Here is a 25,089-nt window from a genome sequence, read left to right on the forward strand (position 1 = left end):
GGATCGGTGGTGGTGCCCGAGCCTCCTCCACAGATTCTCGCGCGCCACCGGCTCGACCACAACCGCCTCGCCTCGGGAGCCGTCGTCACGCTGCACCTAGGCTGGAGCGCATGGGTGGAGTGCTGACGGGGTTCGCGATCATCGGCACCGTCATCCTCGTCGGCTATGTCGCCGGGCGCCTGGAGATCGGCGGCCCGACGACCGGGCACGTGCTCAACCGCATGGCCTTCTTCGTGACCAACCCCGCGCTGCTCTTCACCGTGCTCGCCACCGCCGACCTCCACGAGGTCTTCAGCAGTTTCATCTGGGTGGCGCTCGCGAGCGCGCTGGCGGCCGCCGCGCTGTTCCTGCTCCTGAACGCCGTGTGGTTGCGGAAGGACGTCTCGGTCGCGACGATCGGCGCGCTCGGCTCGGCGTACGTCAACGCGAACAACATCGGCATCCCGGTCGCGGTCTACGTGCTCGGTGAGGCGGGCTACGTCGCTCCGGTCATCCTGTTGCAGCTGCTGATCTTCGCGCCCATCGCGCTCACCATCCTCGATGTGCGGCAACGCGGCTCCGTGTCGTTCGTCGGGATCATCACGCAGCCGTTCCGGAATCCGATGATCGTCGCCTCCATCATCGGCGTCGTCCTCAACCTGTTCGGTGTGCGGCTCCCCGAGCCGGTGATGGCACCGTTCGAACTCATCGGAGGTGCAGCGGTACCGCTCATCCTCATGGCGTTCGGCATGTCGTTGCACGGGATGCGGCCCCTGCAGGCCGGCAGCGGTCGCCGCGAGATCTTCGTCGCGACGGCGATCAAGTCCGTCTGCATGCCGTTGTTCGCCTACCTCATTGCACACTTCGGTTTCGGCCTGAGCGGAGCACCGCTCTTCGCCTCGGTGATCCTCGCCGGGCTGCCTGCAGCGCAGAACGTCTACAACTTCGCGAGCCGTTACGACCAGGGGGTCGCGCTTGCGCGCGACACCGTCCTGCTCACGACGATCCTCTCCGTACCGGTCCTCCTCGTCGTCGCAGCGCTGCTCGCCTGAAATATCTTCATCCGTTTTTGTTACAGATTCTGATACTCCAGGTTTCAGATGTGCATATCTTGCTAGAGTCGATGGTACTCATGCGGCGCGCTGGGACGCGTCGCACCACGACGAACGGAGACCAGCGTGACGCAGTCGTCAGCAGATCCATCGCAGGGCTCGCCCTCGTCCGACCCCTCGAGCGACTTCAGTGCCGAGGAGCAGGGATACCATCACAGCCTGTCCTCGCGGCAGATCCAGATGATCGCGCTCGGTGGAGCCATCGGGACAGGGCTCTTCCTCGGTGCCGGAGGGCGGCTCGCCAGCGCGGGCCCCGCACTGATGCTCGTCTATGCGGTCTGCGGTTTGTTCGCGTTCTTCATCCTGAGGGCGCTCGGCGAGCTCGTGCTCCATCGTCCGTCGTCGGGGTCGTTCATCTCCTACGCGCGCGAGTTCTACGGCGAGAAGCTCGCATTCGGAGCCGGCTGGTTGTACTTCATGAACTGGGCGATGGTCGCGATCGTCGACGTCACGGCGATAGCGATCTACCTGAAGACCTTCGGTCGCCTGATGGACTGGCCTGAACTCGAGCAGTTCCCGCAGTGGATCTTCGCACTCATCGCGCTCGTCGTCGTCATCGCGCTGAACCTGGTGTCCGTGAAGGTGTTCGGCGAGATGGAGTTCTGGCTGGCGCTCGTCAAGGTGGCGGCGCTCGTGATCTTCCTCGTATTCGGCATCTGCTTCATCGTCTTCGGTGGCCGGACCGATCTGGGCGAGACAGGCTTCTCCCTCATCGCCGACGCCGGCGGGCTGTTCCCGCTCGGTGCGTTCGCGCCGCTCGTGGCTATCAGCGGTGTGGTCTTCGCGTACGCGGCGATCGAGCTTGTCGGGATCGCGGCGGGCGAGACCGCGGAACCCCGACGGAGCATCCCGAAGGCCGTCAACGCCGTCATCTTCCGAATCGCGATCTTCTATGTCGGCTCAGTGCTGTTGCTCTCGCTCCTGCTCCCGTACTCGGCCTACGAGGCCGGCGTCAGCCCGTTCGTCACCTTCTTCTCTCACATCGGTTCACCTGAGGCGGGCTCCGTGGCGGCGTCGGTCATGAACCTCGTCGTCCTCACCGCGGCTCTGTCCGGTCTGAACGCAGGCCTCTACTCGACCGGCCGCATCCTGCGCTCGATGGCCGCGAACGGCTCCGCTCCGCGATCGATGGCCCGGATGAGCCGGTCCGGCGTGCCGTACGGCGGGATCCTGCTCGCGGGGGCGATCACCCTGCTCGGTGTCGTCCTCAACGCGGTCGCGCCGTCGAAGGCGTTCGAGGTGGTGCTCGAGATGTCGGCGCTCGGGGTCGTCGGCGGGTGGGCGACGATCGTGCTGTGCCAGATCGCGCTCCAGCGTCGCGCGAAGCTGGGGCTACTCGAACGCCCGGCGTTCCGGATGCCTGGTGCACCGTTCACGGCTTACCTCACCCTGGCGTTCCTCGCGTTCGTGCTCGTCTCGCTGAGCTTCTCGGAGACCGGGCGCTGGGTGCTCGCATCGATCGTGATCATCGTCCCGGCGCTCGTCATCGAATGGCATGCGGCCCGCCCGGGCATCGCGGCTGCGGCTGCGGCGCGCGTCGGCTACACCGGTTCGTTCCCGGTCGTGGCGGAGCGTCCTGCTCATGAGGCGGCCCGTCCCGAGGAGCCCCGACCGGAGTCGTGAGCGACGGGTAAGCGCCCTTCGATGTCCCCCGAAAATCGGACAGCGGTGGCCGGAAAAAGCGAACGGTACCGACTAACGTGGTGCAAGCCGCGACACGATGCCGTGCCGACCGACACCCGGATCCGAGGGGAACCCCATGACCGAAGGCACGTCACCGACCGAAGGCCGATCGCCGCAACACGAGCGGGCGGGCGAGCTGGAGAACTACCGGGAGACCGTCGGCGACGAGATGCTCGCGGTCCAGGACTTCTCGAGCGAAGAGGAGGGGTACCACAAGACCCTCAAGCCGCGGCAGATCCAGATGATCGCCATCGGCGGCGCGATCGGGACCGGCCTGTTCCTCGGTGCGGGTGGTCGGCTGAACAGCGCTGGCCCGTCCCTCATCCTCGTCTACGCGCTCTGCGGATTCTTCGCGTTCCTCATCCTCCGTGCGCTCGGCGAGCTGGTCCTGCACCGTCCCTCGTCCGGTTCCTTCATCTCATACGCCCGCGAGTTCTATGGCGAGAAGATGGCGTTCGGCGCGGGCTGGCTCTACTTCCTCAACTGGGCCATGACGTCGATCGTCGACGTCACCGCGGCGGCGCTCTACGTCAAGACCTTCGGCAAACTGTTCGGCTGGCAGGAGCTCGAGGACTTCCCGCAATGGGTGTTCGCGCTCGTCGCCCTCGTCATCGTCCTGTCGCTCAACCTCGTCTCGGTGAAGCTCTTCGGCGAGATGGAGTTCTGGTTCGCGCTCATCAAGGTTTCCGCGCTCGTCGTGTTCCTCATCGTCGGCGTCTGCTTCATCGTCTTCGGCGGTCGGACCGACATCGGGGCTGTCGGCTTCTCGGTGATCGGTGACAACGGCGGGCTGTTCCCGGTCGGAGCGTTCGCGCCCATGATCGCGATCTCGGGCGTCGTCTTCGCCTATGCGGCCATCGAGCTCGTCGGTACGGCTGCCGGCGAGACGGCCGAGCCGAAGAAGATCATGCCGAAGGCCGTCAACACGGTCATCTTCCGGATCGCGATCTTCTACGTCGGATCGGTGCTGCTGCTGTCGCTGCTGCTGCCGTACACCGCGTACCAGTCGGGGGAGAGCCCGTTCGTCACCTTCTTCTCGCACATCGGCTCGGAGCAGGCGGGGGCGATCTCAGCCTCGGTCATGAACTTCGTGGTGCTGACGGCCGCGCTGTCGAGCCTCAATGCAGGCCTCTACTCGACCGGCCGGATCCTCCGCTCCATGGCCGTCAACGGTTCCGCGCCCGCGTTCACCGGCAGGATGAGCAAGAACGGTGTGCCGTACGGCGGCATCCTGCTGACCGCCGCCCTCACGCTGCTCGGTGTCGGGCTCAACGCGCTCGTGCCGTCGAAGGCCTTCGAGATCGTGCTCGAGATCTCGGCGATCGGCATCATCGGCGGCTGGGCGACGATCATGCTCTGCCAGATCCAACTGCAGCGCTGGGCGAAGCAGGGCAAGCTCGAGCGACCATCGTTCCGACTGTTCGGCGCGCCCTTCACGTCCTACCTCACGCTCGCGTTCCTCGTCTTCGTGCTCGTGACGATGGGGTTCTCGGAGACCGGTCGCTGGGTGCTCGCCTCCCTCGTGCTGGTCATCCCGCTCCTCATCGTCGGCTGGTTCGCTGCGAAGCCTCGCATCCTCGCTGCTGCTGCTGCGCGCGAGGGGCACACCGGTACCTGGCCCGTCGTCGCCGAGCGTCCGGCGATCGACGCGAACCGTCGCAAGCGCGGCAGCGGTCCGAAGCCCTGATGGCAGCGTGCGACGAGGAAACCGCTAAGCGATACTGATCACTTCTGGGCGCTTTCGAGCAATCTCTTGCAGAACGGTGGGCAGGGTCAGCAGGATGTCGGCAACCTCATCCACGCACGACCGGACCCAGTTGGAGCCCTCCGTGAACCATCGCCTTCGTCTCGCCGCAGTCGTCATCGCTGCCGGCATCGTCATAGCGACCCCGATCAGTGCCGCCCAGGCAGCTCCCGCTCCGCTCGCGGACGTGCTGGACTACGAAGCAAGCGACGCGATCATCGCCAACCCGGAACGTGGTTTCGACCACACCAACAACACGCACTACTACCCGGCGGACCGGGAAGGTGGTCCCGGCTACACCCCGCTCGACGTTCCGACGCTCGCCTCGTATCGCGAGGAGGGCATCACGGAACTGGTGCGGGTGTTCTACATGGAACGCTTCGTGGCCGAACCGACCCTCGACCCCGCCTGGCTCGCACTGGTGCAAGCCGACTTCGACGCCGCACGTGAAGCTGGCATCTCGATCATCCCGCGCTTCGCCTACCTTGCGGGTGGCGATTGGCCGTACACGGCACCGTATGGGGATGCGCCGCTCGACATCGTCCTCACCCACATCGCACAGCTCACGCCGATCTTCCAGGACAACTCCGACGTGATCTCCGTCGTACAGGCTGGTTTCGTCGGGCTCTGGGGTGAGGGGTACTACACGGACCACTTCGCGAGCGACCCGACGAATCCCGGGGTGCTCACCGAGGAGGACTGGGCGAAGCGGCGCGCGGTCGTGGAGGCGCTGCTCGTCGCCGTCCCGGCCGATCGCTCCATCCAGGTCCGCACGATGAACATGAAGCAGAACATCCTCGGCGTCGCGACGGGCACCGCCGGCGCCATCACCGCAGCGCAGGCGTTCGACGGCAGTCCCATCTCACGCATCGGCCACCACAACGACTGCTTCCTGGCCGCTCCGGACGATTGGGGCACATACCTGTCCGACCCGATCTCCCTCGACCAGGACTACCTGGCGCAGGAGAGCGACTGGGTGCCCGTCGGAGGCGAGACGTGCAACGTGAACCCGCCGCGTTCCGAGTGGGAGAGCGCATCTGCGGAGATGGAACGGTACAACTTCAGCTACCTCAACTGGGACTACCTGCAGACGGTCCTGCAGTCCTGGGGGCAGGAGAACCTCGACACCACGGCGAAGCGACTCGGGTACCGCTTCGTGATGACGCAGAGTGCCGTGGTCGACGGCACCCTGTCGGTCACACTGCGCAATGACGGATGGGCGGCTCCCTACAACAGTCGGCCGGCGTACCTCGTCCTCACCAACGAGGAACGCACCGTCCGTGTGCCGTTCGGTGCCGATGCGCGCACGTGGGGTGCTGGTCAGACGGTCACGATCTCGGCAGCACTCACCGACGTGCCGGCCGGTCAGTACGACACGGCGTTGTCATTGCCTGCGACGCACGACTCCGTCGCGGCGAACCCGCTGTTCGCGGTGCAGACGGCGAACGTCGGCACCTGGGATCCGGCCGCCGGTGTGAACGACCTGCAGCGGCAGGTGACGATCGCCGACGGTGTGATCATGGCCGAGCCGGTCGCCGGTGCAGCCGCCCGTCTGCCGGACACCGGTGTGTCGACGGTCTTCCCCGCGGTCCTGGGTGGCTCCGTGATCGTCCTCGGGGGTCTCGCCCTCCTGTTGACCCGACGCCGCGCGACCAGCCGCTGATCGCACTGATCCGGACTGACCTTCCCGTGCGGGGTGGTCGGCCCGGATCTGTGTGCAGCGTGGGCCGGCGGCGTGCGTCAGCCGAAGATCATCGGTGAGTCGTCGCTCTCCTCGTCGGAGAGTGAGAAGTCGAGATCGACGACGACGGGGACGTGGTCGCTCGGGCTGTCGCCCTTGCGCTCGTTCCGGTGGATCGACGCGTCGACGACGTGGTCCGAGAAGGCTTCGGAGCCGTAGATGAAGTCGATGCGCAGGCCCTCGTTGCGTGGGAAGCGCAGCTGCTTGTAGTCCCAGAAGGTGTACCCCTCCGGGACGAACGGGCGGACCGTGTCGGTGAGGCCGGCGGTCTCGAAGGCTGCGAGTGCTGCGCGCTCAGGAGCCGAGATGTGCGTGGAGCCCGGGCCGAAGCTCGGGTCGCCGACATCGGAGTCGAGCGGTGCGACGTTCCAGTCGCCCATGAGCGCGAGCGGGAGGTCCGGGTTCTCGGCCAGCCAGCGCTGGGTGTCGGCTTCGAGCGCGGCGAGCCAGCGGAGTTTGTAGTCGTAGTGCGGGTCGCCCACGGCGCGGCCGTTGGGCACGTAGAGGCTCCAGAGTCGGACGCCGTCGACGGTCGCTCCGATGGCGCGGGCTTCGAGCGGCAGACCCTCGGCGTCGAAGCCGGGCCCGTCGAGCGCCAGGCTCGCGGGCGGCTTCCCGAAGCCCGGCATGTCGGGGAAGCCGACTTGCACATCCTCCATCGGGAGACGACTCGCGATGCCGACACCGTTCCACTGGCTGAGGCCGTGGAGTTCCACCTGGTAGCCGGCCTTCGTGAAGGCCTCCATCGGGAACTGATCGTTCTTGCACTTGAGTTCCTGCATCGCGAGGACGTCGACGTCCTCGCGGACGAGCCAGTCGACCACCCGTCCGACGCGGGTACGGATCGAGTTGACGTTCCATGTGGCGATGCGCATGCACCAACGCTATCGAACCGCACCGACTTCCTGCGGCCGGTGGCCCGACCCGCCCGAGTGACCCGACCCGTCCGACTGGTCGGACCCGCCTGAGTGGATTGGGCGGAGGTTCCCAGGGAGAGGCGGAAGGCGTCGCGTACCGTCGAAGGCATGACGACGTTCGCCGCCGCCAGTATCCGCCCCCAGACCACACAGGACGGTGACGCCAGTGCCTTGTCGGGTGTCGCCGATTGGGCCGTCGGCCTCATGGAGACGCTCGGCGGGCCCGGTGCCGCCATCGCGATCGCTCTCGAGAACCTGTTCCCGCCGTTGCCGAGCGAGATCATCCTCCCGCTCGCCGGGTTCACCGCCAGTCAGGGCAAGCTCGGGCTGCTCGACGTGCTCCTCTGGACCACTGCCGGTTCGCTCGTCGGAGCCCTCGCCCTGTACGCGATCGGTGCGCTGCTCGGTCGTACCCGTATGCGTCGTCTCGCCGAGCGCGTCCCGCTCGTGAAGCTCTCGGACGTCGACCGCGTCGAAGCCTGGTTCCTGAAGCACGGCTCGAAGGCGGTGTTCTTCGGCCGGATGATCCCGGTGTTCCGGAGCCTCATCTCCATCCCGGCAGGCGTCGAACGCATGCCGGTGCTGCGTTTCATCCTCCTCACCACGGCTGGTAGCGCGATCTGGAACACCATCTTCGTGCTCGCGGGCTTCTTCCTCGGCGAGCAGTGGCACATCGTCGAGGACTATGCGGGGATCCTGCAGCGCATCGTGATCGTGGCCGTCATCGTGGCGGCGGTCGCGGTCGTGTCGCTCGGCGCGCGGCGGCTCGTCCGGGAGCGTCGATCGCCGGACCCGCTCGGCGACTGATCCCGCCCACTCCCCACAGCTTGAAAACCTCCCTAACTCAGGAGCCGTCCGGCGTGGCGGGGCTCCCCGCCGAGCGCGCACGACGACACGCCGACACTTTCCTGAGTTAGGGAAGAGAGGAAACAGAGATGTCCAGAGAGATGTCCAGAGAGATGTCCAGAGAGATGTCCGGAGAGACGTCCAGGTGGATCGGTGGGGTGGGCCGGTGGGTCGCGGTCAGATCCAGCGCGGGGAGGTGAGCTCGTCCGGTTCCGGCGCGGTGTGCGAGGCGGCGACCGCGTGCGCCTCGGCACGGATGACGTCGAGCACCGTCCGCACCGCCAGCCGCTCGGCACGATCAGGGCGCGACAGTGCGACGATGCGCCTCGTCGCATCGAGACCCTCCACCGGACGCAGGATGATCCCGCGTTCCGGACCGCTCGCCGTGTAGCGGGGAAGGAGGGCGATCCCGATACCGGCGACCACCATGGCCTCCGCGATGCGGTTGTCGCTCACCCGCTGCACGACGCGGAGTTCGCCGCCCGACTCGGCCTCGATACTCCGCAGCAGTCGATCGAGTGGGTAGCCGACGGGGACTCCGATCCACGATTCGTCCGCGAGGTCGGCCGGAGTCAGGGCCGTGTGGCCGCTCAACCGGTGTCCGACCGGGAGGACGACGTCGAGCGGTTCGGCGAGGAGCGCCGTCGTCTTCAGCCCGCGTCGTACCCAGCTGCGCTCGCCGCTGATGGCGTGTGCGATGACGATGTCGAAATCGGCTGCGAGGGCCGGGAAGTCCTCGAGTTCGGGATCTCGGTCGCTGATCTCGACCCTGAGCCCGGGGACGGATTCCAGGCTGCGGAGGGCTGCGGGGATCACCATCTGCCCGAAGGTGGGGAAGGTCGCGACCGTGACGGTGCCCGTCGGGTGGTTGCGGTACTCGTCCCAGACGCTCGTCGCGCGTTCGATGGCGATGGCGACATCGGTGGCGCTGGCGGCGAGCGCGCGGCCCGCATCGGTCAGGACGAGTCCACGACCGCGTCGCTCGGTGAGCGGGAGGCCGGCCTCCCGTTCGAGTACCTTCAGTTGTTGCGAGACCGCGGAGGGCGTCCGGTGTGTGGCCTCGGCGACGGCGTGGACGGTCCCGCGCTCGGCGAGCTCCCGAAGCAGATCAAGCCGCCGTACGTCCATGTAGCCAGGCTACCGAGTATCGGCAGTATTGTGAGCTTGTCCTTCATCGGGATCGGATGTTTCATAGGAACATGACCATCTTCTTCGGCATTATCGCCCTCCTCGCTGCAGGTGCAGCCGCAGGCACTGTCGTCGTCGTCAAGCGTGACGGCTACCGTGCCATCCCGGCCCGCTCCTACCCGAAGTCCTTCTAGACTCCGTACCCGCCGACCTCGCGTCGGCGCATCCCGGCCTCCCCGTGCGACTCGTCGCCGTGGGGGCCGTTTTCATGCCTGCGAGCGCTCCTCGACAGGCTCGGGGAGCGGGGCGTCTGCTCAGGCGAGGAAGCCCCGGAGCAGCGCCTCGGACCCGGCGACGTGCTCCGCCATCGCCTGTGCGGCCTCCTCAGGGTGTCCTCGCAGGATCGCCTTCACGATGCGCTCATGCTGCTCGTCGGAATGCGCGATGTTCACAGCGAGCAGCGGGATCCCGTTCAACAGCTCGTTGATGCGCATCCGCGACTCGGCGACGAGCGGCAGCAGCGACGGCGCTCCGACGAGTTCGGCGATGAGCAGGTGTAGTCGGGAGTCGTGGCGACGGTAGTCCGTGGGGTCGGCCCCGCGGCAGTCGCCGAGCGCCTGCCAGAGCCGCTCCCGATCTGCGCCGGACAGTCTGCACTGCGCGGCCTCGCGGGCTGCACCCACTTCCAGGATGCTGCGGAGCACGAGGGTGTCCTCGATCTCCGCCGTGGACACCGGACGGCGCGGGTCGTCGACGGCCGAGGCGTCGGGCGAGGGACCGGGGCCGTCCTCCGGCAGCACGTCCATCACGAACGTGCCGCCGTAGCGACCCCGGCGGGAGGTGAGGAACCCCGCCTCGGTGAGAGCTGCGATCGCATCGCGCACGGTGTCGCGGCTCACGCCCTGCATGGTCGCGAGCTCCCGCTCGGCGGGAAGTCGTCCACCCGGTTCGATCAGTCCGAGTCGGATCGACTGCAGCAGCCGCTGGACCGTCTCCTCGAACGCGTTGCCGGCGCGTCCGGGACGCAGGAGGAGCTCGGCGCTGAGGATCCCCGGCGCCTCGTCGTCCCTCCGCGTCTCGCTCATCGGATCAGTCTATTTCGCCTGTGTCCGCGCCGGATCCCGCTCAGCTCGCCGCATCATTCGGGTGTCACGTACGCGGAGGAGATGCCGCCGTCGACGAGGAACGTCGAGCCGGTGATGAACGAGGCGTCGTCACTCGCGAGGAACGCGACCGATGCCGCCAGCTCCTCGGGTTCTGCGAAGCGGCCGAGAGGGATGTGGACGAGGCGACGCTGCGCACGTTCCGGATCCTTGGCGAACAGCTCCTGCAGCAGGGTCGTGTTCACGGGACCGGGGCACAGCGCGTTGACGCGGATGCCCTGCCGCGCGAACTGCACCCCGAGCTCTCGGCTCATCGCCAGCACGCCCCCCTTCGACGCCGTGTACGAGATCTGCGAGGTCGCCGAGCCGAGCACGGCGACGAACGAGGCCGTATTGATGATCGACCCCTTGCCCTGCTTCACCATGTGCCGGAGCGCCGCGCGCGAGCAGAGGTACACGGACTTGAGGTTCACATCCTGCACACGCTCCCAGGCCGGCAGCTCGGTCGTCTCGATGGAGTCGTCGTCGGGCGGTGAGATGCCGGCGTTGTTGAACGCCACGTCGACGGAGCCGTAGGTGGACGCCGCCGTGTCGAAGAGGTTGTCGACCTGCTCCTGATCCGTCACGTCCACCTGCACGAAGAGTCCTCCGACGAGTTCGGCCGCCGCCTGCCCGCTGGCCGGGTCGACGTCGCCGATGACGACGGTCGCGCCTTCTGCCGCGAACCGCTTGGCGGTCGCGAGGCCGATGCCGCTCGCGCCGCCGGTGATGACGGCGACCTTCCCGGCGAGACGCTGCGTCAGGTCGATGGGGGTGATGGTCATGTGGTGCTCCCTGGGGGTCAGTGTGGGTGGTGCGGGCGTGGCGCCCCTCGACAAGCTCCGGGACCGGGACCGGGACGGGGATCGGGACCGCGACCGGGTGCCAGCGGCCGGGGCCCGGGTTCAGTCGACGGCGATGAAGACGTTCTTGGTCTCGGTGAAGGCGAGCGGCGCGTCGGGGCCGAGTTCCCGACCGAGGCCCGACTGTTTGAACCCACCGAACGGCGTGGAGTACCGGACGGACGAGTGCGAGTTGACGGACAGGTTGCCCGACTCGACGGCGCGGGCGGCCCGGAGTGCCCGTCCGATGTCGCGCGTCCAGATTGACCCGGACAGGCCGTACTCCGTGTCGTTCGCCAGCGCCAGCGCGTCGGCTTCGTCCTCGAACGGCAGCACGGTGACCACGGGGCCGAAGATCTCCTCGCGCACCGTGCGATCGGAGCGTCCTGGCGTCAGCACGGTGGGCGGGAACCAGAATCCGGGGCCTGATGGAGCGCTGCCGGTGAAGGCCACCGGGGCGTCGTCCGGCACATAGGCGCGGACGGATGCGAGGTGGGTGGCCGAGACGAGCGGCCCCATCTCCGTCGCCGGGTCGTTCGGATCGCCGACGACCACGCCCTGCACCGCAGGCTCCAGAAGCTCCATGAACCGTTCGTAGACACTGCGCTGGACGAGGATGCGACTGCGTGCGCAGCAATCCTGGCCGGCGTTCTCGAAGACGCCGTAGGGGGCGCTCGCCGCAGCGCGTTCGAGGTCGGCGTCCGCGAAGACGATGTTCGCGCTCTTCCCGCCGAGTTCGAGCGTCACCCGTTTCACCTGGTCGGCGGCGCCCGCCATGATGCGTTTGCCGACGGCCGTCGAACCGGTGAAGACGACCTTCCGGACGGTCTCGTTCCTGACGAAGCGTTCGCCGACGACGGAGCCGCGTCCGGGCAGTACTTGGAAGACCCCCTCGGGCAGACCCGACTCGCGGGCGAGCTCGCCGAGGCGGATGCTGGTGAGCGGCGTCCACTCCGCCGGCTTCAGGACGACCGCGTTTCCGGCTGCCAGCGCCGGAGCCAACCCCCATGCTGCGATCGTCATGGGGAAGTTCCACGGTGTGATGATGCCGACGACGCCGAGCGGTTCGTGGAAGGTGATGTCGATGCCGCCGGCCACGGGGATCTGCTGGCCGAAGAGCCGCTCGGGCGCGGCGGAGTAGTACTCGAGCACGTCGCGGACGTGTCCGGCCTCCCAGCGCGCCTGCGTGATCGGATGGCCGGAGTTGATCACCTCGAGACCTGCGAGGTGTTCCAGGTCTCCGTCCACCGCCTCGGCGAAGCGGCGGAGCGCTCGCGAGCGATCAGCGGGTGGGAGCGCGGCCCAGGAGCGTTGCGCGGTGGATGCTCTCGTGATCGCGGCGTCGGTCGCGACCTCGTCGAGGTGGTCGATGGTGGTGACGACGTGCTCGTTCGCCGGGTTGATGATCGTGTAACTCACAGTGCGGTGCTCCTGTTCGTGCCGGCGCTGGTCGTGCTGCCTGGATCCGGGACCGTGGCCGCGTCGCTCGCCATGCCGGTTTTCGGTTCGCTCGTCGGTGCGGTCGGTCCGCCGTCGCGGTGCCTTCTCGTCGCGTCGACCAGACCGGCGAAGAGGCGGCGGTCCACGCTCTCCTCCTCGGGGTGCCACTGCACGGCGAGGCCGAACGGGACGCTGGGCAACTCGACGGCCTCGATGACACCCTCGCCGGTGCGTGCGGTGACGACGAGACCGTCGGCGACCCGGTCGATCGCCTGGTGGTGATACACGTGCACGTCGAGCGAGGTGCCGTCCTGGCGGAGCACAGCCGCGAGCTGGGAGCCCTGATCGACCTCGACCGTCTTCGGACCGAACACTGCCTCGCCCGGCTGATAGGAGTCATCACCGACGACATCGGGCAGGTGCTGGACGAGCGTGCCGCCGAGTGCGACGTTGAGGAGCTGCGCGCCGCGGCAGATGCCGAGGAAGGGCAGTTCGGAGTCGATCGCGGCGGTCAGCAGCGCTTCCTCCCAGGCGTCGCGGTCCGTCCGGGGTCGTCCCGTACGCGGGTGGGCAGCTTGCCCGTAGAGGCCGGGGTCGACGTCGGCTCCGCCCGAGACGATGAGTCCGTCGAGGCGCGACAGCACTGCAGCGGCGACGGCGCGGTTCACGGGTTGCGGCGGCAGCAGCACGGCGATGCCACCCGCGTCGGTCACGGCGTCCAGGTACACCTTCGGCAGGAACGACGCCGGGACGTCCCAGACGCCGGTCTGTGCCTGCTCGAGGTAGGTCGTGACCCCGATGAGCGGCGCGCTCGAGCGCACGGAGGCCGTGTCCGTCGCCGTCGTGCCCGGGTCGTTCCGGTCAGAGGCGCTCAAAGCCGCGCACCCGTTCCCAGTCGGTGACGGCCGCGTCGTAGGCGGTGAGTTCGACGTTCGCGTAGTTCAGGTAATGGTCGACGACCTCGTCGCCGAACGCCTCGCGGGCGATGACCGACTGCGAGAACAGCTCGGTCGCCTCGCGCAGGGTGGTCGGGACACGGGGAGCGCCGCCCGTGTAGGCGTTGCCGGTCGTCGCGTCCTCGAGCTCCAGCTCGTTCTCGATGCCGTGCAGCCCTGCGGCGATGAGGGCCGCGACCGCGAGGTACTGGTTGACGTCGCCGCCCGGCACCCGGTTCTCGACGCGCATCCCGAGACCGTGGCCCACCACGCGGAGTGAACAGGTGCGGTTGTCCATGCCCCAGGCGACCGCTGTGGGTGCGAAACTGCCGTCGACGTAGCGCTTGTACGAGTTGATGTTCGGTGCGAAGAACGGCGTCAGCTCGCGCATCGCCGCGATCTGGCCCGCGAGGAAATGCCGGAAGAGCTTCGACATGCCGTCCGGCTGAGCGGCGTCCGCGAACACCGCTGAGCCGTCCTCGCCGCGCAGGCTGATGTGGATGTGGCAGCTGTTGCCCTCGCGCTCATCGAACTTCGCCATGAACGTGAGGCTCTTGCCGTGGGCGTCGGCGATCTCCTTCGCGCCGTTCTTGTAGATCGAGTGGTTGTCGCAGGTGACCAGTGCGTGGTCGTAGCGGAACGCGATCTCCTGCTGGCCGAGGTTGCACTCGCCCTTGACGCCCTCGCAGTACATCCCGGCGCCGTCCATGGCGTTCCGGATGTCGCGCAGCAGCGGCTCCATGCGGGTCGAGGCGAGCAGGGCGTAGTCGATGTTGTAGTCGGTGGCCGGCGTGAGCTTCGCGTACCCCTTCGCCCAGGCTTCGCGGAAGGTGTCGTCGAAGACGAGGAACTCGAGTTCGGTGCCGACGAAGGGGACGAGGCCCCATTCGGCCAGCCGCTCCAGCTGGGCGATGAGGATCTGGCGGGGTGAGGCGACGACCGGTGCGTCGTCGAGCCACTGGAGGTCGGCGGTGACGAGGGCGGTGCCGGGCAGCCAGGGCACCCGACGGAGTGTGCTGAAGTCGGGGATCATCGCCATGTCGCCGTAGCCACGCTCCCAGCTCGACATCGCGTAGCCGTCGACGGTGTTCATCTCGACGTCGACCGCGAGCAGGTAGTTGCAGCACTCGGCCCCGTGCTCGGCGACGTCCTCGAGGAACAGCCTGGCGGAGACCCGTTTGCCGATGAGGCGGCCCTGCATGTCGGTGAAGGCGACGATGACGGTGTCGATCTCGCGCTCCCCGACAGCCGTGGTGAGTTCCTCGAGCGTCAGGTTTCCTGAGCGTGGGTGCATCGGCTGCTCCTCGTGTGATCGGGTGACCTGTCGTTGAGGCGCTCCGTCGTTGGAGCACCGAATGGTCGCGAACTCGACCATTACATCACAACCGCGGCCTTGGATCGAGAGTCTGGTGAGTCCTCATCGGCCACAAAGGTATGTACATGCGACCATTGCAGGTCCTATAGTCGGGGCCAACCGAATCTCAGGACGTTGTGCGAGCCCGACGAGCGCGCAACCCGAGCGAACAGGACGCATCAATGGCCAAGGACACGCTCAAGGTCTCCGGGGTGACGTACACCACGGCAGCCGACGGGTACTTCGAGAAGCGCAGCCTGAAACGGTCGGCGGGGGTGTGGGGCCTCTGGGGTCTCGCGGTTGCGGCGGTCATCTCAGGCGACTTCTCCGGTTGGAACTTCGGCATCGACTTCGCCGGCTTCGGCGGCATGCTCATCGCCTTCATCATCCTCGTCGCGATGTACTACGGCATGATCTTCTCGATCGGCGAGATGGCGGCCGCAATGCCGCATACCGGCGGTGCCTACTCCTTCGCGCGAGCGGCGATGGGTCCGCTCGGAGGCTTCGTCACCGGCCTCGCCGAGACCATCGAGTACGTCGCGACGACCGCGGTCATCGTGTACTTCTCAGCCTCGTACGCCGACGCGATCACGAGCGAGTTGCTCGGCTTCTCGATGCCGTCGCCCGTCTGGTGGGCGATCCTCTACATCGCGTTCATCGCGCTGAACGCCGCCGGTGCGAGCATCTCATTCACATTCGCGATCGTCGTGTCGATCATCTCCATCGGCATCCTGCTGGTGTTCTCGGCCATGGCGATCTTCTCCGGCCAGTTCGCTTGGGCGAACCTGTTCGACATCGCTCCCGACCCCGGCCAGACGGAGTTCCTGCCGCACGGCGTCTTCCCGATCCTCTTCGCCCTGCCGTTCGCCATGTGGTTCTTCCTCGGCATCGAGGAGCTGCCGCTCGCCGCGGAGGAGTCGCACAACCCGGTGCGCGACATCCCCAAGGCCGGATTCTGGGCGCGCGGGACGCTCATCGTCACCGGTCTGCTCGTCCTCTTCCTGAACACCGGCGTCATCGGTGCCGAGGCGACCGGCACGGCGGGAGAGCCGCTGCTCGACGGGTTCCGCGCGATCGTCGGCGACGGCGCTGCCGCGGTGCTCGCGCTCTTCGCCCTCATCGGTCTGCTCGCGTCCCTGCAGGGCATCATGTTCGCCTACGGGCGCAACATGTATTCGTTGTCTCGGGCCGGCTACTACCCGCGCTTCCTCTCGCTGACCGGCAAGCGGCAGACGCCGTGGGTCGCCCTCGTCGCCGGCGCGATCATCGGCTTCATCGCCCTGGTCATCGTCGACGCGGCCGGCGGCTCCGGCGGTGTCGCCGGGGCGATCGTGCTGAACATCGCGGTCTGGGGTGCGGTGCTCGCGTACCTCATGCAGATGATCGCCTTCCTGCTGCTGCGGAAGAAGTTCCCGAACGCCAAGCGCCCGTACCGCAGCCCTTGGGGGGTGCCGGGTGCTGTGATCGCAGCCGTGATCGCCGCGTTCGTCTTCGTCGGATTCCTCGTGAACCCGACCTTCCTCCCTGCGATCATCGCGATCGTCGCGGTCTACCTCGTCATGCTCGCCGCGTTCGCGCTCTGGGGTCGTCATCGCCTGGTGATGTCGCCCGAGGAGGAGTACGCGGTCTCGGGCGGTCTGCATGGCGACCCGGAGACGGACGGCTACGGCGGCACCGCCGAGGCGGAGTTGCTCGCGGCTGAGGGCGTCGACGACCCGGAACCCGACGCGGTGCGTTGACCCCTGTCCGCTTTCCACTTCCCCAACTCAGGAGCCGCGCGGCGTGTCGGGAGCCCGACCGGCCGGGTCGAGCCCGACGCGCCGAGTCGTTCCTGAGTTGGGGAGGTTCTGAGGGAGGAGTCGTGAGCGGCGAACGGGCAAGTTGTCCCTCGTGTGGGCGACTGCGGCGATGGGGGTCACAGCTTGTAGACTCTGGGGCGTGACGGACGCACGAGCTCAGCTCATTGAATACATCTCGGCGGAAGCCGTGTTCCACGGTGACTTCACCCTGACCAGCGGCAAGAAGGCGACGTACTACGTCGACCTCCGCAAGGTGAGCCTGGACCACCGGGTGGCACCCCTCATCGGGCAGGTCATGATCGACCTCATCGCGGACGTCCCCGACGTCTTCGCAGTCGGCGGTCTCACCATGGGCGCAGACCCGGTCGCCGCGGCGATCCTGCACCAGGGCGCGGCCCGGGGCCTCAGCTACGACGCCTTCGTCGTCCGGAAGGAACCGAAGGACCACGGTCGCGGCAAGCAGGTCGAAGGACCCGACCTCGCCGGCAAGCGCGTCATCGTCCTCGAAGACACCTCCACCACCGGCGGGTCGCCGCTCAAGGCCGCAGAAGCGCTCGAGAAGATCGGTGCAGAGGTCGTCGCCGTCGCCGTCGTCGTGGACCGCGCGACGGGCGCCCGCGAGATCATCGAGGCTGCCGGCTACCAGTACCTGGCCGCCATCGGCCTGGAAGACCTGGGACTCGCCTGATGTCCGGCGACGGGACCGACCGCAACGGAGCCGGAGAACCGGACGAGTCCGCGGATGGAACCGACTGGCTGCTCTCGCAGCTCGACGAGGACGAGACCGGCGCCATCGAGACGCAGCCGGATGCCGCTGTGCCCGAGTCGTCTGTCACCGCCTCCTCGGTCACCGAGCCCGTCGCCCCGCAGCCGCCCACCCCGACGCCCGCGCCAGGAGCGCCCGACGACGACCGCACACGAGTGCTCCCGGTCGTGCAGGAACCCACGACGGACGCCGCACGGGCAGAGCGCACCGACGCCCCGCCCACCCCGTCACCTGCCGCCGACGTCGCGCAGGGACCCGCCGCGTCTGCCCCGACCACTCCGCCCCCGGCGACCATGCCCACCACGGACGCTGCGGCACCGACCGCACCCGGTGAGTTCGCCAGCGAAGCGGAGCTGCTCACGTGGTGGCAGTCGCACGTCAGCGCCGAGGCAGCGACTGGAGCGTCCGGCGCGGTCCCGGAGCCCGAAGCCACCGAGCCCGAAGCCACGCAGTCCGAGACCCCGGAGTTCGAAGCGACACGATCGTCGGCTGCGGCTGCGGCGGACGAGCCCGTCGCTGCCGGACCAGACGCCCCGACCCCCATGCCCACCGAGCCGCGTCTGCACCCGAGCGCACTGCAGCTGCCCGTGGTCCCGCCGACGCCAGCACCGGAAGCGCCGGTTCCGCCGGTGCTCAACGAGCTGACGGTCGACACTGACTCCGTGCTCCAGCATGCACCCGCCGGCACGTTCCGGCCGGCACCGACGAACCCGGTGGTCCTGCCGCCGGTCGACGACCAGCCGTGGAGCCTCGGCACCGACGAGGACACCGATCGTCCGGCCCCGGAAGACGTCGAGACGGCAGCGCTGCCGATCGCCCGTGCGCTCGCCGCCGATGACCCAGCCGCGTGGGCAGAGGTCGAGGCCGAGACCACCGACGCCCCGGCCGTCGTGCCGGTCACTCCCGAAGCCAATTCCGTGGCTTCGGCCGAGCCGAGCCTTGCGGCATCCGCCCCGCCCGCAACGGTGATGCCGGACGTCATCGCGACGCCCGGAACCGCTGCTCCTCCTGATGCCACTGGAACAACTGCCGAAGCCGCCGATGTCCACGGCACGGTCGACGACGCCACGGCCGATGGCGCAGACCTCCCGCGCGAGTCGTGGAGTCTGTCTGAGACCTTCGGTGACGATGTCCTCGACGGCGCGATCGTCGAGGTCCGCGACGACACGACCGAGGTGCCCGCTGAGGCGGAGTCCGTCGCCGATGCACCCGCGTCCGAGCCACGAACCGACCCCCTCGCCTGGCTCACCGAGCCGTTCGGCGACACCTTCGGAGCCACCACCGACGACGTGACCGATGCCGCGTCCGCTCCGACGCCCGGCGCCACGGGCGTCGTCCCGGTCGAGCCACAGGATGAAGCCGTCTCCGTCGACACCGCGCCCGCCGACCAGGCCGTCGCAGACGTGCCGGAGGACTCGGAGCCCGGCCCGACCGTCACGGAATCCGCCGATCAGCCCGAGATCATCGACGCCGCAGACGCCATCGGCACCGTCGAGCCCGCTCCGGGGACGGCTCCGGTGACTCCCGTCGTGGCTTCGCCGACCTCGGCCGAGCCGACCACTGCTCCATCCGCATTGCGGTGGGATTCGCCGGCGCCCTCGACCCCGGCGACCCCGGCCGAACCGGTCTCGCCCGCCGACGTGCCGTGGCCCGAGCCCGCCGACAGCTCGGAGCCACTCGACGAGACGCGCCCGTTCGACAGCCTCGGAGGCCCCGGGTTGATCCCCGCCGCCGGTGCAGCCCCTGCAGCGCCTGAACCCCCTGCAGCCGCTGCGGCCTTCGTCGCCCCCGTCGCCGTCCCGACGACCCCGATCGATGATGCCACGGCGGCACCCGACGCTGCAGTGCCGCCGGCGTTCGGCCCTCCGACGCCTCCTGCCGAGCGCTCCATCACCGAGCTCATCTCCCTCGACGGTGTGCAGCTCGAACCCTCGGTCAGCCCCTTCGGTGGCGCACCGTTCGTGTGGGACCTCGCTCCGAACGATGCACTCGACCCGCTCGTGCACGCTGCACCCACCACGCAACCGATCGCCGTCCCGCCCGTCCAGTGGGAGGCCGCCGCGCCCGGTGGGGCCGTCAGCGAGGACTCCCCGTCTGAGTTGGCTCTCGAGGGCGAGGTGCCGGATGCGGCGTTCATCGCCGGCGACATCCAGCCCTTCGCCCCAGGACTCGCCGCCGAGACGCTCGGTCGGCCACTCCTCGACGGCCCCGGAGACGAGTTCGGCAGCTGGACCGATGACGACGTCGATCAGCCCCCGACACCGACCGTCGAGACGCCCATCATCCCGGCTGCGAACGACACGGTCGACCTCTTCCCCACGCTGTCACTCGGCGGTCTCGATGCCGGCGTGGACGCCACCGCCCTCGCTGCAGGAGTCGCTGCAGGGGGCATCGGAGCCGGTCTCGCCGGCGGCGCTGCCAACACCGACGACGCGTCGACTGCTGACGTCGAGGCGCCGGCGTCGGACGCCGAGCTGCCCTCCTACGCGGTCGACCCTGAGGAGCTCGACGACGAGTTCGACGAGGAGATCGTCGAGTTCGACGCCATCCCACTGTCGGCCTCGGGTGCCGCGCCGTTGCAGTCGTTCGTGCCGGACGATGCGCTACCGGACAATGCCGCCGCCATCCTCGATCCGATCAGCCCCATCGACGCCGTCGATGCGCCGAGTGCAGACGAGGAGCCTGTCGAGGCGTTCGAGGCGCACGAAGCCGAACCGGTCAGCGAGGAGCTCCGGCTCGAGTCGCTGTTCGATGTCGGCCCGGACACCGACCTCGTCGATGTCGTCCCGTCCGCGGAGACGACGGGGGATAGTCAAGCGCTCGACGAGGCGACCATCGACGCCCCGGCGACGATCGAGGTCCCCCAGACGACGGGCGAGTTCGTCCAGGATTCGACAACGGACGACATCGCCGCAGCGCCCCAGGACGCCCCGATCGAGCCTGCCGAGGGAGCCGCAGCGACGTCGCTCGCCGATGCCTTCGCCGCAGAGGGTGGTTGGTCCCTCCAGGCCGACGCAGCGGATGAGCCTGGACTCCCGCTCGTCCCGGTGCCAGGCCTCGTCGCGGGCGACGGCTCAGACGTCTCGGCAGCGACCCCTGAATCGGCCCCTGAAGCGGATGTCACCCCTGCCGTCGCGCCCGAGGATGAGGTCGGCGGCGACCGGGTCGAACCGCACGACCTGGTCGAACCGATCGCACCCGCCTCGACACTGGCGTTCGGCTCGATCCTCGGCGCAGGTGCGGTGGCCGTTCCCACGCAGGGGCCGGTCGTCCCGGCCGTGCAGACGGCTCCGGCCGCGCTGACTGGCGAGACGGTCGCCTTCCCGGAACTCGACGCCGCAGGAGCGCTCGGAGGCGCATCTCCTGCCGCCGGTGTCGTCGGTGCCTCGCTCCCGCCGCAGACCGTGCAGTCGACGCCCGAGCGCGATCTTCCCGAATACCACGGCGACGCTGTCGACCACAGCATCCCGAAGGCACTGCTCTGGACGGTCGTCGGTCTGGGGGCAGCGGTGCTCCTGCTCCTGGCGTTCTATTTCGGAACGCTCGTGGGAGCAGCGAACACCGCAGCGGCGGAGAGCGTCTCCACGCCGTCCGCTGCGTCGTCCGTCCCGCCTGCCGACCGGGGCCCCGACCCCGCCTGATTGCTGCGGGCGCGTGGTTCCGAGGGTCGTCGGCGCTCAGAACTCCTTGACCGCCGAGGTCCGGTCGCCGCCGACGTCACCGGTGTACGCGCGATGGCATCCATCTGCGTCGGTGCCGTCAGGAGATGTCGATGACGGTGATCCCGGCAGACCGGTCGCCGGAGGCAAGGGTGACGAGCGCGGCCGGGGCATCCGCCAGCGTGATGCGGTGCTCGATGAGGTCCTGCGGGCGCAGTGCTCCGCTCGCGACGAGTTCGAGGAGCGCGGTGTAGTCGGCGGCCGGCATACCGTGGCTGCCGTGCAGCGACAGCTCTTGCGAGATGATCGTCGGTACGGGCAGGGTCGGCTCGCCGGAGAACAGTCCGATCTGCACCTGCCGACCGAGCGGCGCCAGCGCGAGCAGACTGATGCGCACCGTCGCCTCGCGGCCGAGCGCCTCGACCGACACCTGAGCGCCGCCTGGTGCGACCTCGGCGATCCGGGCGAGGACTGCTGCCTCATCGAGCCCGCTGGAGTCGATCGTGTGCGCGACGCCGATGGACGCAGCGCGCTCGAGGGCGGACGGGTCGATGTCGACCGCGATCACCTCGGCACCGAGGGCGACTCCGATCATCGCCGCGCTGAGGCCGACGCCGCCGCAGCCGACGACGAGCAGTCGCTCGCCGCTGCGGAGCCCCGCCCGGTGCACCAGACCGCGGAAGGCGGTCGCGAAGCGGCAGCCGAGCAGCGCCGCAGCTCCCGCATCGAGGTCGTCCGGAACCCGGATGAGGTTCACGTCGGCATCGTGCAGCGCGACCAGTTCGGCGTATGAGCCCCAGTGGGTGAAGCCCGGCTGCGTCTGGTTCGGGCAGACCTGTCCGTTGCCGGCGAGGCACTGCTCGCAGCGTCCGCACGCACAGACGAACGGTACGGTGACACGGTCGCCGATGCGGAAGCGCTCGACCTCTGCGCCGACGGCATGGATGCGACCGACGAGTTCGTGCCCCGGCACATGCGGAAGGGCGATGCCGTCGTCGTGACCGAGCCAGCCGTGCGCATCGCTCCGGCAGAGACCCGTCGTCTCGACACGGACGACGACGCCGCCGGGCGACGGGCTCGGATCGGCGACCTCGCGCAGCTCGGGCGGGGCGGCGAACTGCTCGTAGACGACGGCGCGCATGGTGCTCCTCGGAAACAGTCGGCCGGGCAGGGCCGACGCGGACAGACGGGGGTTAGAGCTCGACCTCGACCGGCTCCGTCTTCAGGAGGTCGATGACGCCGCCGAGGATCTCGTTCGGACGGAACGGGTACCGGTTGATCTCCGCCTCGTCGCTGATGCCGGTGAGCACCAGGATCGTGTGGAGGCCGGCCTCGATGCCGGCGACGATGTCGGTGTCCATGCGGTCGCCGATCATGCCGGTGTTCTCCGAGTGCGCACCGATCTTGTTGAGCGCCGATCGGAACATCATCGGGTTCGGCTTCCCGACGACGTACGGCTCCATGCCGGTCGCCTTCGTGATGAGGGCCGCGATCGCGCCGGTCGCGGGCAGCGGGCCGTCCTTGCTCGGGCCCGTCGCGTCGGGGTTCGTGACGATGAAACGGGCACCGGCCGCGATGAGGCGGATGGCCTTGGTGATCGCCTCGAAGGAGTAGTTGCGCGTCTCGCCGACGACGACGTAGTCGGGGTTCGTCTCGGTCATGGTGAAGCCGACCTCGTGGATGGCGGTGGTGATGCCTGCCTCGCCGATGACGAAGGCCGAACCGCCCGGCTCCTGCTCGGCGAGGAAGGCCGCCGTCGCGAGTGCAGAGGTCCAGATGAACTCCTCCGGGACGTCGAGCCCGGAGGTGCGCAGGCGGGCACTCAGATCGCGAGGGGTGAAGATCGAGTTGTTCGTGAGCACCAGGAACGGGGTTCCCTGGTCCTGCCACTGCTGCAGGAGCGCCGCGGCGCCCGGGAGGGCGTGGTTCTCATGGACGAGCACGCCGTCCATATCGGTGAGCCAGCATTCGACCTCGTCACGTCGTGACATGGGTTCCTCCAGGTGTTCAGGCGAGTCGCGCGAGCCGCGCGCCGCTGGGACTGGCGCGGCATCGGGCCCGGAAGTCCAGTGTGGCACGCCGCGGGTAGGGTTGGCTGGTGTCCGAGACCCCGCTCCACCCGGAAGAACCGCCCGCCGTACCCGCCGGTCCCGGCTCCGGTGTCGGCCCCTGGGAGGGGGAGTGGCCCGAGGAGTCGTGGTACGACCAGGAGTTGCTGCGCGACGGTGACGCCCGCAACGTCATCGACCGCTACCGGTACTGGACGATGGAGGCCATCGTCGCCGACATCGACGACCATCGGCACCCGTTCCACGTCGCGATCGAGAACTGGCAGCACGACATGAACATCGGGTCGATCGTCCGAACGGCGAACGCCTTCGCAGCCGACACCGTGCACATCGTCGGGCGGCGCCGCTGGAACAAGCGCGGCGCGATGGTGACCGACCGCTACCAGCATGTCGAGTACCACACCGACGTCGCAGCCCTCGTCGCCTGGGCGGCGGCCGCTGAGCTCCCGATCATCGCCATCGACAACGTGCCGGGCTCCGTCATCATCGAGACGTTCGACTTCCCGGAACGGTGCCTGTTGCTCTTCGGTCAGGAAGGTCCAGGGTTGTCACCCGAAGCCGTCGCCGCGGCTGAAGCGGTCGTCGAGATCAGCCAGTTCGGGTCCACCCGGTCCATCAACGCATCGGCCGCTGCGGCGGTCACGATGCACGTGTGGATCACGCAACACGTCGGATTCGGTTCCTCCTGAATCGTCTTGACCCCCGTCCGCGGGGCGTCCTCAGTGCTGCCCCGCATCGGACCTCAGGAAAACCTCAAGATTGCCCCAGTTGACCCTGTAGTCCCCCAAAGTGCCGACAAGGACGGCCATACTCATAACCGGAGCAACACTCCACCGCTGAACCCGAATCCCTCACGGCACCCGAAGCCACGAGGGCCCTCGCACGGAACCCGAATCCGTGCGATGCGAATCGGCGGTCACCCGAAGGATGCGTCGAAGATGAACCGTCACACCGAAACACTGGGAGCCTCGCCCGAACGAGGAACCCGCCGCTCACTGGTCCGCGGCGTCACGGCACTCGCCGTGCCGGCAGCGCTGGCCGTCGCCCTGATCGTCGGAGTCGCCTCGCCCGCTCAGGCCGAGCCGCGCGTCGATGAGACGTCGACCTCGGTCGCCGCGCAGCAGACCGGCCCGAGCGAACTCATCGCCCCCGCCGGTGCGCTGTTCGCCTCACTCCTCATCTGGGGTGCCGGTGCGGCATTCGCGACTCGTCGCCGGATGCTCGCGGAACAACGTGAAGCGGCGCTGATCGCAGCCTGATCAGGGCTGTCCACGCGCGCCGACCCGGTGGGGCCCGAACCCCTCCGACCAGGCGCGACCAGACGGACCCGACCGTCGTGCGGTGCTCTGCCGCAACACGTCCGGGACCGTCGCGCCGGTGGCCGCCGGGAGTTCCCCCACTCCCGGCGGCCTCCGGTGTCTCCCGGCTCCGACGTCTCCGGGATCGGCTTCCGATTGCCCCCCCCGTTCGCGGGTTTCTGCTGTGTGGCGGCGATCATCGGGTCATTTCTCCGACAATTCTCCCATTCCGCGTCATGATCCCCGGTTTCGGCGATCACTCATGCGAGTGCAACCGACGGGATCGACCCGATCGACCCGGGCGCAGCGCTCATCCGCCGGACACGGTCGGTTCCCCGCCCGAATGGGAGCCGCACGGAGACGACGACCCGAAGCGCGCCGGAGCATCCCCCACCCGAGGGGGATGCTCCGGCGACGGCGTCGAGGGGCGCGCTCGCCCCCGTCACGGCGCAGTGATCGGTGATGTACCCCGATCGCGGGGGAAATATCGCTCCATCTCGAAGACGCGGATGAATTCCTGGTCAGATCGGCGATTGTGCGTCAGGATCCGCGGTCGATGGACTCTCCCAAGTGGGTCCGACGACACGAAGGTGTCACCCGGTCGGGCTCGATGAGACCCGATTGCGAGTACCCGA

General features: G+C 68.5%; 20 protein-coding genes. 11 read left to right on the forward strand and 9 right to left on the reverse strand.

What is annotated here, in order from left to right:
- Nucleotides 1-110: 110 nt before the first annotated feature.
- From ABMA10_RS06250 to ABMA10_RS06265, 4 genes are all read left to right on the forward strand, one after another.
- A complete protein-coding gene (locus ABMA10_RS06250; RefSeq protein ID WP_347867015.1) occupies nt 111-1,031 on the forward strand; it encodes an AEC family transporter in 921 nt (306 codons plus the stop codon).
- 126 nt (nt 1,032-1,157) lie between these two features.
- On the forward strand, nt 1,158-2,714 hold the full coding sequence (locus ABMA10_RS06255) for an amino acid permease (protein WP_431031303.1): 1,557 nt from the start codon (nt 1,158-1,160) through the stop codon (nt 2,712-2,714).
- 229 nt (nt 2,715-2,943) lie between these two features.
- On the forward strand, nt 2,944-4,461 hold the full coding sequence (locus ABMA10_RS06260; protein ID WP_347867049.1) for an amino acid permease: 1,518 nt from the start codon (nt 2,944-2,946) through the stop codon (nt 4,459-4,461).
- Nucleotides 4,462-4,603: 142 nt separating this feature from the next.
- On the forward strand, nt 4,604-6,181 hold the full coding sequence (locus ABMA10_RS06265; RefSeq protein WP_347867013.1) for a DUF4832 domain-containing protein: 1,578 nt from the start codon (nt 4,604-4,606) through the stop codon (nt 6,179-6,181).
- Nucleotides 6,182-6,258: 77 nt separating this feature from the next.
- Here ABMA10_RS06265 and ABMA10_RS06270 read toward each other — a convergent pair whose 3' ends face one another.
- Nucleotides 6,259-7,134 carry an exodeoxyribonuclease III gene (locus ABMA10_RS06270; protein WP_347867012.1) on the reverse strand — a complete coding sequence of 292 codons (876 nt, stop codon included), beginning with the start codon at nt 7,132-7,134 and terminating at the stop codon, nt 6,259-6,261.
- 150 nt (nt 7,135-7,284) lie between these two features.
- Between ABMA10_RS06270 and ABMA10_RS06275 the strand changes: the two genes are divergently transcribed.
- Nucleotides 7,285-7,983 carry a DedA family protein gene (locus ABMA10_RS06275; RefSeq protein WP_347867011.1) on the forward strand — a complete coding sequence of 233 codons (699 nt, stop codon included), beginning with the start codon at nt 7,285-7,287 and terminating at the stop codon, nt 7,981-7,983.
- A 216-nt stretch (nt 7,984-8,199) separates the two neighbouring features.
- On the opposite strand, the gene ABMA10_RS06280 is transcribed toward ABMA10_RS06275, so the two are convergent.
- Nucleotides 8,200-9,150, reverse strand: coding sequence for a LysR family transcriptional regulator (locus ABMA10_RS06280; RefSeq protein WP_347867010.1), 951 nt, complete (start codon nt 9,148-9,150; stop codon nt 8,200-8,202).
- Between the two features lie 71 nt (nt 9,151-9,221).
- Here ABMA10_RS06280 and ABMA10_RS06285 point away from each other — a divergent pair, with 71 nt between their 5' ends.
- Nucleotides 9,222-9,344: a hypothetical protein gene (locus ABMA10_RS06285; protein ID WP_347867009.1), complete on the forward strand. Its 123-nt coding sequence runs from the start codon at nt 9,222-9,224 to the stop codon at nt 9,342-9,344.
- Between the two features lie 120 nt (nt 9,345-9,464).
- Here the strand turns inward: ABMA10_RS06285 and ABMA10_RS06290 are convergent, their stop codons facing one another.
- From ABMA10_RS06290 to ABMA10_RS06310, 5 genes are all read right to left on the reverse strand, one after another.
- A complete protein-coding gene (locus ABMA10_RS06290; protein ID WP_347867008.1) occupies nt 9,465-10,235 on the reverse strand; it encodes a FadR/GntR family transcriptional regulator in 771 nt (256 codons plus the stop codon).
- Nucleotides 10,236-10,288: 53 nt separating this feature from the next.
- Nucleotides 10,289-11,077 (reverse strand): 3-oxoacyl-ACP reductase, encoded by a 789-nt coding sequence (locus tag ABMA10_RS06295; protein WP_347867007.1) that lies wholly within the window; start codon nt 11,075-11,077, stop codon nt 10,289-10,291.
- A gap of 120 nt (nt 11,078-11,197) precedes the next feature.
- Complete coding sequence (locus ABMA10_RS06300) at nt 11,198-12,553, reverse strand: aldehyde dehydrogenase family protein (protein ID WP_347867006.1); 1,356 nt, start codon at nt 12,551-12,553, stop codon at nt 11,198-11,200.
- Nucleotides 12,550-13,449 carry a gamma-glutamyl-gamma-aminobutyrate hydrolase family protein gene (locus ABMA10_RS06305; RefSeq protein WP_414693606.1) on the reverse strand — a complete coding sequence of 300 codons (900 nt, stop codon included), beginning with the start codon at nt 13,447-13,449 and terminating at the stop codon, nt 12,550-12,552. Before ABMA10_RS06305 ends, ABMA10_RS06300 begins: the two co-directional genes overlap by 4 nt.
- Nucleotides 13,436-14,803 (reverse strand): glutamine synthetase family protein, encoded by a 1,368-nt coding sequence (locus ABMA10_RS06310; RefSeq protein WP_347867005.1) that lies wholly within the window; start codon nt 14,801-14,803, stop codon nt 13,436-13,438. The genes ABMA10_RS06305 and ABMA10_RS06310 overlap by 14 nt, the downstream gene beginning before the upstream one ends.
- Nucleotides 14,804-15,045: 242 nt before the next feature.
- On the opposite strand from ABMA10_RS06310, the gene ABMA10_RS06315 reads away from it, so the two are divergent.
- The 3 genes from ABMA10_RS06315 (at nt 15,046) to ABMA10_RS06325 (ending at nt 21,069) form a co-directional block, all read left to right on the forward strand.
- On the forward strand, nt 15,046-16,602 hold the full coding sequence (locus tag ABMA10_RS06315; RefSeq protein WP_347867004.1) for an amino acid permease: 1,557 nt from the start codon (nt 15,046-15,048) through the stop codon (nt 16,600-16,602).
- 199 nt (nt 16,603-16,801) lie between these two features.
- On the forward strand, nt 16,802-17,350 hold the full coding sequence (gene pyrE / locus ABMA10_RS06320; RefSeq protein WP_347867003.1) for an orotate phosphoribosyltransferase: 549 nt from the start codon (nt 16,802-16,804) through the stop codon (nt 17,348-17,350).
- Nucleotides 17,350-21,069, forward strand: coding sequence for a hypothetical protein (locus ABMA10_RS06325; protein WP_431031304.1), 3,720 nt, complete (start codon nt 17,350-17,352; stop codon nt 21,067-21,069). Before pyrE ends, ABMA10_RS06325 begins: the two co-directional genes overlap by 1 nt.
- Nucleotides 21,070-21,187: 118 nt before the next feature.
- Here the strand turns inward: ABMA10_RS06325 and ABMA10_RS06330 are convergent, their stop codons facing one another.
- Both ABMA10_RS06330 and ABMA10_RS06335 read right to left on the reverse strand, forming a co-directional pair.
- The gene (locus ABMA10_RS06330; RefSeq protein WP_347867001.1) at nt 21,188-22,228 is read right to left on the reverse strand and encodes a zinc-dependent alcohol dehydrogenase family protein; all 1,041 of its coding nucleotides are present in this window, start codon (nt 22,226-22,228) and stop codon (nt 21,188-21,190) included.
- A gap of 52 nt (nt 22,229-22,280) precedes the next feature.
- A complete protein-coding gene (locus tag ABMA10_RS06335) occupies nt 22,281-23,078 on the reverse strand; it encodes an HAD-IIA family hydrolase (protein WP_347867000.1) in 798 nt (265 codons plus the stop codon).
- 107 nt (nt 23,079-23,185) lie between these two features.
- Here ABMA10_RS06335 and ABMA10_RS06340 point away from each other — a divergent pair, with 107 nt between their 5' ends.
- Nucleotides 23,186-23,845: a TrmH family RNA methyltransferase gene (locus ABMA10_RS06340; RefSeq protein WP_347866999.1), complete on the forward strand. Its 660-nt coding sequence runs from the start codon at nt 23,186-23,188 to the stop codon at nt 23,843-23,845.
- Between the two features lie 249 nt (nt 23,846-24,094).
- Entirely contained in the window at nt 24,095-24,415 is a 321-nt protein-coding gene (locus ABMA10_RS06345) for a hypothetical protein (RefSeq protein ID WP_347866998.1), read from the forward strand.
- Nucleotides 24,416-25,089 lie beyond the last annotated feature (674 nt).

The sequence above is a fragment of the Plantibacter sp. RU18 genome (assembly GCF_050613355.1).
GTDB lineage: Bacteria > Actinomycetota > Actinomycetes > Actinomycetales > Microbacteriaceae > Plantibacter.

Excerpts from the sequence above, each read along its gene's own strand:
- ABMA10_RS06250 (WP_347867015.1), top strand. The coding sequence starts at position 111 with ATGGGTGGAGTGCTGACGGGGTTCGCGATCATCGGCACCGTCATCCTC.
- ABMA10_RS06260 (WP_347867049.1), top strand. The coding sequence starts at position 2,944 with ATGCTCGCGGTCCAGGACTTCTCGAGCGAAGAGGAGGGGTACCACAAG.
- ABMA10_RS06270 (WP_347867012.1), bottom strand. The coding sequence starts at position 7,134 with ATGCGCATCGCCACATGGAACGTCAACTCGATCCGTACCCGCGTCGGA.
- ABMA10_RS06275 (WP_347867011.1), top strand. The coding sequence starts at position 7,285 with ATGACGACGTTCGCCGCCGCCAGTATCCGCCCCCAGACCACACAGGAC.
- ABMA10_RS06280 (WP_347867010.1), bottom strand. The coding sequence starts at position 9,150 with ATGGACGTACGGCGGCTTGATCTGCTTCGGGAGCTCGCCGAGCGCGGG.
- ABMA10_RS06285 (WP_347867009.1), top strand. The coding sequence starts at position 9,222 with ATGACCATCTTCTTCGGCATTATCGCCCTCCTCGCTGCAGGTGCAGCC.
- ABMA10_RS06290 (WP_347867008.1), bottom strand. The coding sequence starts at position 10,235 with ATGAGCGAGACGCGGAGGGACGACGAGGCGCCGGGGATCCTCAGCGCC.
- ABMA10_RS06295 (WP_347867007.1), bottom strand. The coding sequence starts at position 11,077 with ATGACCATCACCCCCATCGACCTGACGCAGCGTCTCGCCGGGAAGGTC.
- ABMA10_RS06310 (WP_347867005.1), bottom strand. The coding sequence starts at position 14,803 with ATGCACCCACGCTCAGGAAACCTGACGCTCGAGGAACTCACCACGGCT.
- ABMA10_RS06315 (WP_347867004.1), top strand. The coding sequence starts at position 15,046 with ATGGCCAAGGACACGCTCAAGGTCTCCGGGGTGACGTACACCACGGCA.
- ABMA10_RS06325 (WP_431031304.1), top strand. The coding sequence starts at position 17,350 with ATGTCCGGCGACGGGACCGACCGCAACGGAGCCGGAGAACCGGACGAG.
- ABMA10_RS06330 (WP_347867001.1), bottom strand. The coding sequence starts at position 22,228 with ATGCGCGCCGTCGTCTACGAGCAGTTCGCCGCCCCGCCCGAGCTGCGC.
- ABMA10_RS06335 (WP_347867000.1), bottom strand. The coding sequence starts at position 23,078 with ATGTCACGACGTGACGAGGTCGAATGCTGGCTCACCGATATGGACGGC.
- ABMA10_RS06345 (WP_347866998.1), top strand. The coding sequence starts at position 24,095 with ATGAACCGTCACACCGAAACACTGGGAGCCTCGCCCGAACGAGGAACC.